Source organism: Rheinheimera sp. A13L, from assembly GCF_000217935.1.
GTDB lineage: Bacteria > Pseudomonadota > Gammaproteobacteria > Enterobacterales > Alteromonadaceae > Pararheinheimera.
The window spans coordinates 120,164-134,222 of record NZ_AFHI01000071.1 but is presented as its reverse complement, the minus strand read 5'-3'; the positions used below and the strand labels follow the sequence as shown (position 1 = coordinate 134,222).

Below are 14,059 nucleotides of genomic sequence, written 5' to 3'. Positions count from 1 at the left end.
CCAGACACCATGCCTGAAGGCGCGGCGGCATTGTACTTAAGCCTTAGTCTTTTGCATACTCTGCTTCATACAAAGCTTTAAAGCGCTGGCTTTGTGGATAAGGAAATACATCTTCCACTATGCCATCACGAATACGCTGTTGTTTCTCCTGCCAGTAGCTTGCATCCATCAGTTCAGGGTGGCTTTGAATTAACATCTGACGTATATCATTTTGTGCTGTGACATAAGTGGTGATTTGCTCAGGAAATACGTCACCAGGGCCCACCGAGTACCAGGGCTCATTGCTTAACATATCATCGTAATTATCGGTTTTTGGAATAGTGCGGAAATTCACATCCAGCAGGTACTGTACTTCGTCGTAATCATAAAAAATCACACGACCATGACGGGTAACACCAAAGTTTTTCAGCAGCATGTCACCGGGGAAAATATTAGCAGCAATCATATCTTTCAGCGCCTGACCATAATCCGCCATCATTCTGGATTTTTGCTCGAAACTTGCCTGTTCTAAATATAAATTCAGCGGCAGCATACGTCTCTCAATGTACAAGTGTTTGATAATCACCATGTCATCTTCAATCTGCATTGAACCAGCAATGCTTTGTTGCAGCTCTTCCAGTAGTTCAGGGCTGAATCTGTTGCGCGGCAGGGCCACATCTGAATATTCCATGGTATCTGCCATGCGGCCCACCCTGTCGTGTTTTTTCACCAACAGATAACGGGCTTTGACAGTGTCGCGACCAAACTCCTTGGTTGGGGCAAATTTGTCGCGGATCACCTTAAACACATAAGGGAAAGAGGGCAGAGTAAATACCATCATGACCATGCCCCTGATGCCGGGCGCCGCAACAAACTGATCGTTGGATTTCTCCAGATGCGTCAACAGTTCGCGGTAAAACTCGGTTTTGCCTTGTTTATGCAGGCCAACGGACGAATAGAGTTCGGCCAGAGTTTTATGCGGCAGCAGCTCTTTCAGAAAATGCACCAAAGCCGAAGGCACTGTCATTTCCACCATAAAATAAGCACGGGAGAAACCAAAAATAATGGTCATTTGTTGTGGATCTGTAAGTAAGGTATCCACATAAATACCCTGATCCTCATCGTGCAACAGCGGAATAATAAAAGGCTGCTGACCGTCTGGTGTCACCACCCGCCCAACAATATAGGCGGCTTTGTTGCGGAAAAACAGCGACTTTAAAACATCAAACCGCACCAGATGCACAGGGAAATGACCATGGCTGGACTGACCTATAAAAGTACGGACCAACAAGCGGATATCCCGCTCTAAATCAACAAAAGGGGCTTGTAAATGAAAGCTGGCGACAATAGCTCTGATACTTTGTTTTAAACCATATTGAGCCGGAAAATAACTTTCATACACCGAAGCTATTGGAGCTGGTAAACGTTGTTTGCTTAAAGTGGACTCAACAAAAATATTCTGATTATGAAAATACTTGCGCTCGTACAAACGGCAAAATACCGAGTTATAAAAGGTTTCAGCCAGTTCAGCTTGCGGATGAAATAATAAATACTGCTGGTACTGCTGCTTCACCTGTTGCCACAAACAGTCATTTAATTCAGTGCCTGTGAGCTTTTGCTGGAGTAAGGTCAGAGTTTCGCTTACCCGTAAATCGTAATACGAAATTCGCTCTGAGCTGATACGTTGCAATTCCAGCCAGTTTTTTTGGGCATAACTTTGCTGGGCCAAAGCGGTAATTTTTTGAAACAAGCTAAAATGGCGGCGAAAGCCTTTTAAAATAAGATCAGCTATTTGTGTAGCTTGCAGCATAACCACATTTCCTGAAGTACCTTAGTTCAGAAATAACTGAAATCCGACCAGATATCAATTGCTGCTTTTAAAATCACTGCTTTGAAACCAATATCTGCTGTTATTTACAGGAGTATCAGGGCTTAACAGTGGGTTTTTAATGCTGATCCACTGCTCTGTTGTCTTATGTTGCAGCGGAAAAACATGGCGCGTCAGCTCCTGCTGCTGCATATGCTGAAGCAGTTCGCCATCATCAATCATTTGTTCCAGCCCTTGTTCAATCCACAAGGCCAAAGCCTCATTATTTTTATGGGTAAAAAAATAAATGGTAAAAGGGTAGTGCAGCATCAGTGAGTCATAACGTAGCAGTTCAGGGTATAAAGTGTGGCGTTGTTCCAGTTCAATCACCCCTTCATGCACACCACGCGGGAAATAATCACAACGTTTAGCCACCATCTGTTTGAAGATATTTTCGTAGACAGGGGCTTCTTCTACTTTTAAACCCGAGTTTCGCATAATGTCGACATCGGGCCAGAAAGCGCCCTGACAAGCGGTGAATTGCTGCAGCTGTTGCAGGCTGCGGATGGTATTAAATTTTGCGACTGAGTCTTTGTGCAGAATAAATTTGCGAAAGCCCATTAAGCCGCGTTCTAACGGAATACGGATAGCACGGAATTCCTGTTCTTTTTTCAGATCTGTACCCACCCAAAACACATCCAAAAATTCACCTTTATCCAGCTCGCGCAAAGCACGACCCTGTTCCATGATAAAAGTGGTTTTGAGTTCAGGTACTGTGCGTCCGGCAGCAGCTTTGCTCAGCGCTTTTTTTAATAAGCTGGTGTAGTACTGATGATTGATATCAAATTCTGAACGGGGTTTGGGGATCAATACCTGCTTCGCTGTTTCCGGGCTGCTGGCCTGAGTTTCAAAACAGCATATAAATGTGCAGACAAGCGTCAGTAAAAGCAACTTCATAACAAAACCTCAGGGTATCCACAGCGCTAAGTGTAAATGCCCGCACCACAAAGGACTAGTTTTATTGGCTGGCGTTTTGGCCTGATACACAATTTAATTGTTAATAAATTGAATATTATTCTTTGAAGGTCGCAAAAATCCGTTAAGCTATAAGTCATATTTAATTAGTTCATTCTTAAGGACAAGTTATGCTTGAAACAAATTTAATTGTTACAGCAGCTCTGGTACTGGCTGTGTTGATACTGATTGGCAAAACTGTGGTGATTTTGCCACAAAATATGGCTTACATTATTGAGCGTTTAGGCAAATATTATGAAACTCAAACGGCAGGTTTGCAGTTTGTTATTCCTTTTATTGATCGTATTGCCTACAGGGTTTCATTAAAAGAAAGCGCCATTGATATTCCAAGCCAGTCCGCTATTACCAAAGACAATATCAGTCTGACGATAGATGGCGTGTTGTATATCAAGGTGATGGAACCTTACAAAGCATCTTATGGTATTGATAACTATGTGTATGCGGTGATCCAACTGGCACAAACATCGATGCGTTCTGAAATTGGTAAGCTGGATTTAGATAAAACTTTTGAAGAACGTGACAGCCTGAACGTCAAAATAATCCATGCCATTAATCAGGCTTCTGCGGCCTGGGGCGTGCAGGTGATGCGTTATGAAATTAAAGATATTAACCCTCCGGCTTCTGTTTTGGATGCCATGGAAAAACAAATGCGCGCTGAACGGGAAAAACGCGCTTCTATTCTTGATTCTGAAGGTAAGCGTCAGGCCGCCATTAATATAGCTGAGGGTGCTAAACAAGCGACTGTACTGTCCGCTGAAGCGGAGCGGGAGCAGCAGGTATTAAAAGCTGAAGGTGAGGCTCTTTCTATTACCTTAGTGGCGGAAGCCAAAGCCAGAGCATTAACCATGATAGGTCAGGCAGCAGCTACTACTGAAGGTCAGGCCGCAGTGTTGCTGGACTTAGCCACTGAAGCCATTGCAGCGAAAAAAGCCATTGCCCGTGAATCTACAGTAGTACTGATGGATAACGATAAGTCTTCAGCCGGAAATACAGTAGCTGAAGCTTTGGGTGTGGTGGCTGCTATTCAAAAATCCGGGGTTTTGTCTTAAGGACTATGTAAGGATTATCTATGGAACTGAATCTGTTATCCGGCTTATTACTTCTGGCGTTGTTGTGTCTGGCTTTATTGCCTTTTGCTATTCCTGGTGTATTGGAAGTCTTACTGTCTTTGGCTATTGCAGCCTTTGTCAGCGCCGCCCTGATGTGGTTTGGCTTGTTGCCGGATGACACTAGTCTGGTTCTGCTTAGTTTGGCTATGTTAACGGCTTTGTCGGCTGTGTTGTTGTGGAAGCCTTTGCGTAAACTGCAAAAAACCGGCATCCGTTTGCAGGAAGACAGCGCTATTTCTGATTTTGTTGGTACAGAACTGGTGTTGACTGAGCAAGCAAATAAAGACAGTGACAGTCATATTCAGTTTTGTGGTCTGGAATGGCGGGTCAGGTTAGATCCGGAAGATGTCGCCCTGCTTGTTGAACCAGGACAAACAGTAGTGATCAGTTCCGCTATGGTTGGGCTGCTGCTGGTAAAAAGCAAAACCAGCTGATGCTGTTTTATCCCTGACGTCATAATGTTGTAGAGGCGGGCTTATGCTTGCCTCTGCATCAGTTGGTGTGGCGGAGTTTAGCTTAACCTGAAACCTTGCTGGTCAAAATCAAGCAGCCATTGGCTAAAAGTGGCAAAAGGCATAGGTTTAGCCAATAAATAACCCTGCACTGCATCAGCGCCCAAACGCCGGGCAAATTCCAGTTCTTTTAAGGTCTCTACCCCTTCTATTACTGTATAAAGCTGCAAAGACTTGCCTAACATCACGGCGTATCTTAAAACCGTATCGTCATTTAATCGTACCGCCTGACATAACAAATCCCGGTCAATTTTAAGTTCACCTAAAGGTAAACCCTGTAAACGGGCTAAAGAAGATTGCCCCACACCAAAATCATCCAAAGAAATCCGAATATTAGAACGCTCCAATAATTTAAGTGCTTGTTCTGAGTCTTTGACTAAATCAACAAAAGCGGTTTCGGTCAGCTCCAGTTGCAGCGGTACACTAGAGTAGCTGGTGCTTTTGACCGCTTCTATAACTCTTGAAATTAAAGCTGTGTTACGCAAATCCAGCGGAGATATATTCATCGACAAACGCAGATGAGCGCCGGCATCGGTCAGTTGTTTTTGCAGCAGCAAGGTTTTGTCCAGCACCCATTCGGTGACCTGACTGATCATGCCGGTTTGTTCAGCCAATGGAATAAAATCATCAGGTGCTATCTGGCCCATTTTGGGGTGATACCAGCGGATCAGTAACTCAGCAGCATGAATTTTTTGTTGTTTCATATCCAGAACAGGCTGCACATAGAGCTCCAGTAAGTCGTCCTGCAGTGCAATATTCAGCTCAGACAATAAGTGGATATGCTCCAGATTGTGTTCAAGATACAAAGGCTCATAAGGCAGGTAGTCGCCAGCTCTGTCGGCATGTTCTATTGCGGCTAAAGCTAAATCCAGCGTATCAACAGCTTTGGCGCAATCGGCCGGATAATGCACAGAGCTGTACACAGTGCCTAAGTCCAGTTGCAGATTGTCCACTTTTAACAAAGCGTCCAGTTGGTGCCTTAGCTGTTCAAACTGTGAGCGAAAGTCCGTTGGTGCAATCAGCACCGCATAACTATCCCGTTCCAGCGCAAACAAACTGGGATACTGTGCTTCTGTCTGGCGTTGCTGTTCACCCCAGCGTTTGAGTAGTTTGCTAAAACCTATAATGGTGTGATTGGCTTCCTCCACCCCTAAAGCCCGTTCAATCTGACGAAATCGTTGATGTTCTATCATCACCAGATAAAAATCACTGTTTCGTTGTTGATCCAGTTGTTCCAGTCTGTTGAGCAGCGCTTGTTTATTCGGTAAATCAGAAACATGTTCTTTTAATGCCAGATCCAGAGCTTTTTGCTGGATGCTTTGAATATGCTGTTGCTGATCAAGAATTTGCTGCTGAAAGGCAATTTTTTTATTTTTTTCCATATATAAATTTTGCAGCATGGCAAACACAAAAAACAATGCAGCTAAGGCATTGCCTATTTCCATAGCTGAATTGGTTAACACTACTTCAGGCAGGTAACCTTTACTACGCAGTATCATCACAGCTACACCAGTCAGCATGGTTAATAATGCCATCGACAGAAACAACGCATGAGCATGGCGTTTATGCAGTAACCAGAAACTGGCAAGCAACATCAGGCAGCCCGTCAAAGCCGTTAATTCTACTCCGGTTTTCTTCAGCCAATAGCCACCCAACCAAGGGCTGGCAAGCAGCAATAAGACAGCAAAAATCCGGATCAACTGAAAAGGCCACATCAACCAGTTGGGACTGTCGGTGGTGCGGAAAAATGACAGCATAAAAACAGATGCGAATAAAGAACCCAGCACTGCTCCATATTCAATCACCAGATTGAAGTCAGGTGAGTTTGGCCAGACATAAGCAAACAATAAACCGTTAATTTCCAGTTGTATTAATACCACTGTAAAAAACATGCCGGAAAAAGCCAAAAAATAGCCATGGCGATAAATCAGATAAAGCCCGGCGGAAAGTGCAATCAGGCATGAAAAAATACCGCTGAACAGGCTTTGGATAAACACCGCCTGATGTTCCTGCTGCTCCATTTCCTGGGTGCTGCTGCGTTGTAGCGGCAACATATTGGCTCCCTGATTGGTCACTTTAGCAAACAGCCACAAATCTTCCGTACTGGCTGGCAGCGGAATAACAAAATTCAGCGTGGGTAAAGGTCGCAGCTTATAGAGTTGCTTGTCTCCAAGCTGATAGCTGTGTAGCAGCTTTAATTGCTGATCCAGTACATAAAGTTCAACCTGATCTAAAAAGGGCGCCTGCACCGACAAGGCTGTTTCTGTGCTGCTGGCGCTCAGGCGGGTTTTATACCAGTAGGAACTTTGCTGATAACCCAGACTGGCGGTTGAGCCTGGCAGGAGTTGCCATTGATCGGTTGGCTGGAGCAGCACCTGCTGTAATTCTGAACTTTGTTCAGTGACAGGAAAATAATGCAGTGGATTGAGTGGTTTTAACATCTGCTGTGGCATCAGATGGACCAGCAGCAATGCGACGAGCAGCACTGCGCACAAGGCCAGAAAAAACAAAGTATGGAACAAAGGGTTTTGGCGGAAGGTCATAACAGCTCAAGCAGAAAGCACCTGATCTAACCTTAGCTGGCTGAATGGCAGATGCAACGCTCAAACTGATAAATCCAATAAAATTTCTACACCTAAAAACTCTGTTCGAATTTATTGAACAGCCTTATCAATTTTTATTGCTTTTTAATTGAGCAAGCAAGGCCGATACTTGCGTCACAGATTGATTGCAAGGGACAGATCCTTATTCAGTTCTGTCCGTATTCAGTCAGGCTGGCAAGTGCTGTCAGATTATGAGTAAAGAGGATTTATATGCGAACTGTGACCGGGATAAAAGCTTTAGGCTTAGCTGCATTAACAGGACTTCTGCTGATGTCTTTAAGTGGCTGTTCGCAAAAACAGGCCTTAACTTCTGTGGTTTGGCAGCAGCAATTAAATTTACCTTCTGTGCTGCATTCCACTGAAGTTGCTCAAAGCTTATCGCTGAATGTCGACGAAATCAGTTTTGATTGGCTGGATCAAAGCAGGGAGCGGGTTGTACCTGCTTTGTTGTTTAAACCTGCTCATCAGAAAAAAGCCAAAGCATTAATCGTATTTTCCCATGGTTTAGGCGGCTCGAAAGAACGGTACGCCTATTTAGGTCAGTACTGGGCCAGTCAGGGGTATGCCAGTTTGCATGTGCAACACGACGGCAGTGACCGCAAAGTATGGCGTGGTAACAGGCTGTTATTACCTTTGCGTTTAATGGATGCAGCGGATGCAAGCGAAGCTTTAGCCCGGGTACAAGATGTGAAGTTTGCTTTGGATAAAATTCTTGCCTCTGAACACGCAGCAGATTTTGATCAGCAGAATATTATGATGGCAGGTCATTCTTACGGCGCTAATACCTCTATGTTGTTAAGTGGTGCACAGGTGGAGCAAAACGGCGAATTAGTCAGCCTGAAAGATGACAGGATTAAAGCCGCCATTTTAATTTCAGCCCCGCCTTTTTATAACGACCAACCTCTGGATCAAGTGCTGGCAGCAGTGACTATCCCCACTTTGCATATCACCACCACTGAAGATGAAATTAAGGTACCGGGTTATTACTCATCTCCGGCAGACCGATTTGAGCTGTATTACGCTATGGCCAGCAGTTACAAAGTACTGGCAGTGTTCAGCTCAGGCAGCCACAATATTTTCTCAGGCTGGCGCCGCAGTGAAGACATAGCGCCACAGCAGCAAGTGATCAAAGCCGCCACACAGGCCTTATCCAGCGCCTTTATCGAACAAGTCACCACAGGAGATGGCCGTGCTATGAGCCTGTGGGCGCAACAACATCAGGCTGTGTTATCTGATTTTATTCGCTCAGATTTAGTGGCTGTGGTGAATTAAGTGTTTGCTTGGGGGGCGCTGATGTGGTCACCCAACAATTGTGCCCCTAAATGCCCCACTTTGACATAAATCAATGCGCCTTCAACACCAGTAAAAGGCTGGTGCTTGCTTAAGCCAGGGCTGCGTAACCAACTGCCTTTGGGGTAGCTGCCAAACTCGTCCTGAAACACACCTTCGAGTACGTAAATTTCTTCGCCACCAGCATGCACATGAGGCTGAAAGTTGGTATTGGGTGCCCAGCGCACTAAGGCCGTGTTGATGCCGTCGAACTGATGCAACGGCAGTACCTGTAAGCCCGGTACTAAACCTGGCTGCCAGTGCTGTTGCTCTGGTCGGATACAAAGTTGTTCTGTATCACCTTGGCTAAATTGCCACAGCTTCACCAGTAATAAGCAACCCTCTTTGGAAAAAGGTGCGTGTGAAGTGCCGGGGGGATTACGTAAGTAAGTACCTGGAGGGTAATCGCCATGTTCATCAGAAAAGGTGCCTTCAAGCACCAGAATTTCTTCGCCACCGCCATGCTGATGTGCGGCAAACTGACTGCCGGGCAAATAGCGCACTATGCTGGTGGCTTTGGCCACTTCTGCGCCCATTCTGTCGAAAGGTCTTCTGTGAATATCTTTGGCTGGAGACTCATACCAGAGTGCTTGCTCTGGCGTTTGCACAATACGCCGACTCAAATCAGTATTTATTTCACTGCTCATTTGAGCCCAGGGTAATAAAGTCATACTGTTTATCTCTTGTACTGACTATCTCTTGTACTGAGTAGGGCAGTAACCACGATTAATTTCCGGCGACCGTAACTTTAAATGTTTAGTAGTGCGGCCTGTTGTGCGTTTACGCCATAATTCAAATCCGCTGCGTTTTAGCTCTTTACGCATCAAATCAATCAGCTGGTGCTGGTTTAAGCCATATAAGTTTTCTATGGCTTCAAAAGGTGTTCTGTCTTCCCATGCCATTTCAATAATACGGGATAAGTCTTCAGGGCTATAAGTGTTCACTATGTATGTACTTGATATGTTGGACAGGCAACTGAATACGTTATTTTTTGTCTGTCGGACCATTAGTAAATCGCTAAGTTACCACTTGGCATAATGATCTTCTGCCAGCCCTTTTACCGCGTCCAGTTCTAATCTCGTGCCGTTTTGAAGCAATACAAACCCGCTATAAAGCCCAACATACTGGCGGAAGTTACTGGCAAGTAAAGCTATATTGACCTTCTCCTGACGGCAATACAAAGGTGTAAATTCAAGCTGAACTTCGCCGCAAAGACTGCTGACTTGCCACGCCTTAGTATTGTCTTTGCGATCAAACACAAAAGACGCAGGGCTTAGATGCTGAATGTGGCCATCAAACCAAAGCGCATTTTCACAAAGCCCGGTTTCATTGACACCAGCCGCCATATTCAAACCAAAAGCTTTGCCTTCAACCATGGCGTTGATACTGGCCCAGCGCCAACTGGTTTGGCGGCGCATAAAACCTGCCGAGAAATCATAACCAGCTAAAGCATTAGTTAAATCTAATGGGTTGCCCTGAAGTTCAAGCTGGCCTGATACCTTTAAAGCATTGGATTTTTCGGTGTAAGTAAAACCGTTGTAGCCCGTAGGTGCGCATAAAGCCAAAGGCATTTGCTCGGCTTTTTCTATGCTTAAATCAACTTTTAACTCGTTGGTGTCGATACTTAATTGCCAGTTTGTGGCGCTGGTTTTTATGGCCACTTGATAAGCGCCAAACTGTTGTTTAGCTTCGCCAGCAGAAGGTGAATCACTCATTTGGCAGCCCAAAGCACCAGGCAATAATAAGCCTTTGCTAACAGCCTGCTTTGTGTCAAAACGATACAAATAAGCAAAACCAGAATTGGCATACCGAATATCAGCAATAGCTACAGCCAGCAACCAGTCTGAACCTGTGACACAAATAAACTGAAACTGTTTATAGTTAAAATAGCGGGCGAGGGCGCTGGCTTTGTTATCCATCAGGTTTTGATAAACAAAATCCTGCACATTAAAATCCACAACGGAACCGTCAAACAAGCCAAAGGCTGGTTGGCCATTGGCTTGAATAAGTTGGGTCGGTGCTTTGGCAAGTACTGGCTGATAACTGCTCATAAGGCTTCTTAGTAAACACTTTGTTTTACTTTACTGCAAAGTAGTTAGGACGTGTTGACTTAGTTACCGCCAATTAAATCCTTTTGCTGCATAAGCTCTGCCAGCTCAGGTAAACAGGCCGGGTCGTCTATAGTCGATGGCACTGTATAGTCGCTGCCAGTGGCTATTTGCCTTAGCAATTTACGCAATATTTTGCCTGAGCGGGTTTTAGGTAAACGCTGGACTATAATGGCTTTTTTAAAACAAGCCAAAGCACCTATTTCCTGTCGCACCATAGCGATCAATTCGGCTTCCAGTTGGTTTTCACTTATATCCACACCATTTTTCACCAGCACCATAGCCAAAGGTTGCTGGCCTTTAATGGCCTCATAAATACCTATCACACAACATTCGGCGACGGCAGGGTGGCTGGCAACTATTTGCTCCATTTCACCTGTGGATAAACGGTGGCCTGCTACGTTAATCACATCGTCAGTGCGGCCCATAACAAATAAATAGCCGTCTTCGTCTATATAACCGCCATCGCCACTGGCGTAATAACCTGGGAAGGTTGATAAATAACCATCCACAAAACGTTCGTCATTGCCCCAGATACTGCTTAAGCAGCCAGGAGGTAACGGCAGCTTAAGCGCTATATAACCTTGTTGATTGGCAGGTACAGGCAAGCCACTTTCATCCAGAATTTCTACCTTAAAACCCGGCACTGGTACTGTGGATGAACCTGCTTTGGCGTTCATTAATTCAAGCCCAGCCGGATTGGCGCTGATAGGCCAGCCTGTTTCAGTTTGCCACCAATGATCGATCACTGGTTTGCCAATTTTATCGACCACCCAATGGTAAGTAGCAGGGTCAAGTCGTTCGCCTGCCATAAAAATATACTTCAGTGCAGATAAATCATAAGTTTGAAGCGCAGCTTGCGGATCTTCTTTTCGAATAGCCCGAAAGGCGGTGGGAGCCGCAAACAATACATTCACTTTATGTTCGGCACAGACCCGCCAAAAAGCACTGGCATCTGGCGTAAATACAGGTTTGCCTTCGTACAAAACTGTAGTGCAACCAGCGAGCAGGGGGGCATACACAATATAAGAATGACCAACCACCCAGCCCACATCTGAAGCTGCCCAGAATACATCGCCTGGTTTGGTGTCGTACACAGCCTGCATACTGTAATGTAAAGCCACTGCATGGCCGCCATTGTCCCGCACAACCCCTTTGGGTTTACCTGTGGTGCCTGAGGTATACAGAATATAAAGCGGATCTGTAGCAAGCACTGGCACGCAGGCAGCAGGTTCTGCCAGTAGCATTTGTTGTTGCCAGTCCAGATCCCGGCCCGCCACTAATTCACAGGGCTGATGCTGACGTTGATACACAATGCTGCCACTTACCTTGTGACTGGCTTTTTGCAAGGCTTCGTCCAGCAGAGGTTTGTAGGCAATAATGCGGTTAATTTCAATACCACAGGAAGCGCTGATAATGAGTTTTGGCTCTGCATCATCGATACGCATCGCCAGCTCATGTGAAGAGAAACCACCAAAAACCACAGAATGCACTGCGCCTAAACGAGCCACTGCCAGCATAGCTATGGCTGCTTCTGGGATCATCGGCATATAAATCACCACCCGATCACCTTTTTCCAGGCCATTGGCTTTGAGCACACCAGCAAAAAGCGCCACCTGGTCCCAGAGCTGTTGGTAGCTGTATTTTTTGCTGGTGCCGGTAACGGGAGAGTCATAAATCAAAGCTGTTTGATTGCCACGGCCTTGTTCAATCTGATGATCCAGCGCCATATAACAAGTGTTCATTACACCATCGCTAAACCATTGGTAATGATGATCATCCAGCTTTTTTAACATGCTGGTCGGCTTTTGATACCAGGCCAGTTTGTTGGCCTGCAAAGCCCAGAACTGCTCTGGATCTGTTTTTGCGAGCTCGCTATGCTGCTGATAAAGCGATGTGGTTGACGTCATAGAGGTACCCTGTCAGTTTTTAGTTATCGCTGTGCTTTTGTTATCTGCTTACTTTAGCTAACTATGATGCAAAGCGAACTTAGACTTAAGGTGCATAGACTTTAGGTGTAGTCCAGACAAACAGAAAACAAAAAGGCACCAGTGTTAGCTGATGCCCTTTATTGATACATTGGCGAGACAGGCGGGTACTGTAGGGGCTGGGCTTGTCCCTGCCCGTCAACCGCCCCTACAGTAAACCCGATATAAAATCAGACTTGAAGGTAATCCAATATCCCCTCAGCCGCCTTACGGCCCTGGGCTATGGCTGTGACTACCAGGTCTGAACCTAAAACCATATCGCCACCTGCGAAGATCTTTTGCTGGTTGGTCTGAAGTGGGTAGGTGCTTTTTTCGCTGGCCACTACGCGGCCTTTGTCGTCGAGCTCTACACCCATATCTTTTAACCACTGAGGTGGGCTAGGCTGGAAGCCAAAAGCGACAATCACAGCGTCCGCTTCTAATACCTGCTCAGAACCTGGCACTGCTTCGGCATTACGACGGCCTTTGGCATCGGCTGCACCCATAGCAGTAGTCACTACTTCAATACCACAGGCATGGCCTTCGTCGTTTAACTTGATGCCAAGTGGCTGCAGGTTAAACATAAATTCCACGCCTTCTTCACGGGCATTTTGTACTTCTTTACGTGAACCTGGCATGCTGGCTTCGTCGCGTCTATAGGCCAATGTGACTTTGCTGGCGCCCTGACGAATAGCGGTACGCACGCAGTCCATTGAGGTGTCACCACCGCCTAATACCACTACTTTTTTACCGGCAAGGTTCACATACTGGTGTTCTGTCTGCCAACCCATCAGATGGTTGATATTACCAATCAGATAAGGCAAGGCTTCGTACACACCAGCTGCTTTTTCGTTAACCAAACCACCTTGCATTGGGGTGTAAGTACCTAAGGCCAGAAAGACTGAATCGTATTCCTGCAGCAGGCCGTCAAAGCTGACATCCACACCCACAGTAGTATTTAAGCGGAACTCTATGCCCATAGCAGTGAAGATTTCACGGCGTAATTTCAGTACGTCTTTTTCCAGTTTAAAAGGCGGAATACCAAAGGTTAATAAGCCACCAATTTCCGGATAACGGTCAAATACCACAGGGGTAACGCCATTACGAATAAGCACGTCAGCACAGGCTAAACCAGCTGGGCCTGCGCCTATTACCGCGACTTTCAGATTGGTTTTCACCACAGCTGATAAATCCGGCCGCCAGCCCATTTCAAAGGCTTTGTCGTTAATGTACTTTTCAATAGAACCTATGGTGACTGCACCAAAACCTTCGTTGATGGTACAGGCGCCTTCGCATAAACGATCCTGCGGGCAAACCCGGCCGCAAACTTCAGGTAAGCTATTGGTTTTATGCGACAATTCAGCCGCTTCAATAATCTTGCCTTCGTTCGCCAGCTTCAGCCACTGCGGAATATAGTTATGCACAGGGCATTTCCATTCACAGTAAGGGTTACCACAGTCCAGACAACGGTCGGCCTGACCTGAGGCCTGAGTGTCTGTCATAGGCTGATAAATTTCTACGAACTCAATGGTCCGCTCACGGTGTGACTTCTTTGGTGGGTCAACCCGCTTTACGTCGATAAATTGATAAACATTCTGTGCCATAGTTGC

Annotated in this window: 11 protein-coding genes; 3 read left to right on the top strand and 8 right to left on the bottom strand. The window is 45.8% G+C overall.

Annotation, left to right across the window (positions count from 1 at the left end; all coding sequences use genetic code 11):
- Window positions 1-43: 43 nt before the first annotated feature.
- Together aceK and RHEIN_RS19390 are read right to left on the bottom strand one after the other, a co-directional pair.
- Window positions 44-1,789 (bottom strand): bifunctional isocitrate dehydrogenase kinase/phosphatase, encoded by a 1,746-nt coding sequence (gene aceK / locus RHEIN_RS19395; protein WP_008900685.1) that lies wholly within the window; start codon window positions 1,787-1,789, stop codon window positions 44-46.
- A gap of 54 nt (window positions 1,790-1,843) precedes the next feature.
- Window positions 1,844-2,743: a hypothetical protein gene (locus RHEIN_RS19390; RefSeq protein WP_008900684.1), complete on the bottom strand. Its 900-nt coding sequence runs from the start codon at window positions 2,741-2,743 to the stop codon at window positions 1,844-1,846.
- 188 nt (window positions 2,744-2,931) lie between these two features.
- Between RHEIN_RS19390 and RHEIN_RS19385 the strand changes: the two genes are divergently transcribed.
- Together RHEIN_RS19385 and RHEIN_RS19380 are read left to right on the top strand one after the other, a co-directional pair.
- A complete protein-coding gene (locus RHEIN_RS19385; protein ID WP_008900683.1) occupies window positions 2,932-3,870 on the top strand; it encodes an SPFH domain-containing protein in 939 nt (312 codons plus the stop codon).
- 20 nt (window positions 3,871-3,890) lie between these two features.
- Window positions 3,891-4,364 (top strand): NfeD family protein, encoded by a 474-nt coding sequence (locus tag RHEIN_RS19380; RefSeq protein ID WP_008900682.1) that lies wholly within the window; start codon window positions 3,891-3,893, stop codon window positions 4,362-4,364.
- Between the two features lie 77 nt (window positions 4,365-4,441).
- Here RHEIN_RS19380 and RHEIN_RS19375 read toward each other — a convergent pair whose 3' ends face one another.
- The gene (locus tag RHEIN_RS19375; RefSeq protein WP_008900681.1) at window positions 4,442-6,985 is read right to left on the bottom strand and encodes an EAL domain-containing protein; all 2,544 of its coding nucleotides are present in this window, start codon (window positions 6,983-6,985) and stop codon (window positions 4,442-4,444) included.
- A 270-nt stretch (window positions 6,986-7,255) separates the two neighbouring features.
- On the opposite strand from RHEIN_RS19375, the gene RHEIN_RS19370 reads away from it, so the two are divergent.
- Entirely contained in the window at window positions 7,256-8,317 is a 1,062-nt protein-coding gene (locus tag RHEIN_RS19370) for an alpha/beta hydrolase family protein (RefSeq protein WP_008900680.1), read from the top strand.
- On the opposite strand, the gene RHEIN_RS19365 is transcribed toward RHEIN_RS19370, so the two are convergent.
- The 5 genes from RHEIN_RS19365 to RHEIN_RS19345 form a co-directional block, all read right to left on the bottom strand.
- The gene (locus RHEIN_RS19365; protein WP_008900679.1) at window positions 8,314-9,045 is read right to left on the bottom strand and encodes a cupin domain-containing protein; all 732 of its coding nucleotides are present in this window, start codon (window positions 9,043-9,045) and stop codon (window positions 8,314-8,316) included. The genes RHEIN_RS19370 and RHEIN_RS19365 overlap by 4 nt on opposite strands.
- Before the next feature lie 21 nt (window positions 9,046-9,066).
- Window positions 9,067-9,318: a TIGR03643 family protein gene (locus RHEIN_RS19360; protein ID WP_237704468.1), complete on the bottom strand. Its 252-nt coding sequence runs from the start codon at window positions 9,316-9,318 to the stop codon at window positions 9,067-9,069.
- A gap of 78 nt (window positions 9,319-9,396) precedes the next feature.
- Window positions 9,397-10,425: a DUF2804 domain-containing protein gene (locus RHEIN_RS19355; RefSeq protein ID WP_008900677.1), complete on the bottom strand. Its 1,029-nt coding sequence runs from the start codon at window positions 10,423-10,425 to the stop codon at window positions 9,397-9,399.
- 59 nt (window positions 10,426-10,484) lie between these two features.
- A complete protein-coding gene (locus RHEIN_RS19350; protein WP_008900676.1) occupies window positions 10,485-12,392 on the bottom strand; it encodes a propionyl-CoA synthetase in 1,908 nt (635 codons plus the stop codon).
- A 248-nt stretch (window positions 12,393-12,640) separates the two neighbouring features.
- Window positions 12,641-14,053: an FAD-dependent oxidoreductase gene (locus RHEIN_RS19345; protein WP_008900675.1), complete on the bottom strand. Its 1,413-nt coding sequence runs from the start codon at window positions 14,051-14,053 to the stop codon at window positions 12,641-12,643.
- Window positions 14,054-14,059: the final 6 nt, after the last annotated feature.

Coding starts and splice junctions, on each gene's coding strand:
- aceK (WP_008900685.1), bottom strand. CDS start 1,789: ATGCTGCAAGCTACACAAATAGCTGATCTTATTTTAAAAGGCTTTCGC.
- RHEIN_RS19390 (WP_008900684.1), bottom strand. CDS start 2,743: ATGAAGTTGCTTTTACTGACGCTTGTCTGCACATTTATATGCTGTTTT.
- RHEIN_RS19385 (WP_008900683.1), top strand. CDS start 2,932: ATGCTTGAAACAAATTTAATTGTTACAGCAGCTCTGGTACTGGCTGTG.
- RHEIN_RS19380 (WP_008900682.1), top strand. CDS start 3,891: ATGGAACTGAATCTGTTATCCGGCTTATTACTTCTGGCGTTGTTGTGT.
- RHEIN_RS19375 (WP_008900681.1), bottom strand. CDS start 6,985: ATGACCTTCCGCCAAAACCCTTTGTTCCATACTTTGTTTTTTCTGGCC.
- RHEIN_RS19370 (WP_008900680.1), top strand. CDS start 7,256: ATGCGAACTGTGACCGGGATAAAAGCTTTAGGCTTAGCTGCATTAACA.
- RHEIN_RS19365 (WP_008900679.1), bottom strand. CDS start 9,045: ATGACTTTATTACCCTGGGCTCAAATGAGCAGTGAAATAAATACTGAT.
- RHEIN_RS19355 (WP_008900677.1), bottom strand. CDS start 10,425: ATGAGCAGTTATCAGCCAGTACTTGCCAAAGCACCGACCCAACTTATT.
- RHEIN_RS19350 (WP_008900676.1), bottom strand. CDS start 12,392: ATGACGTCAACCACATCGCTTTATCAGCAGCATAGCGAGCTCGCAAAA.
- RHEIN_RS19345 (WP_008900675.1), bottom strand. CDS start 14,053: ATGGCACAGAATGTTTATCAATTTATCGACGTAAAGCGGGTTGACCCA.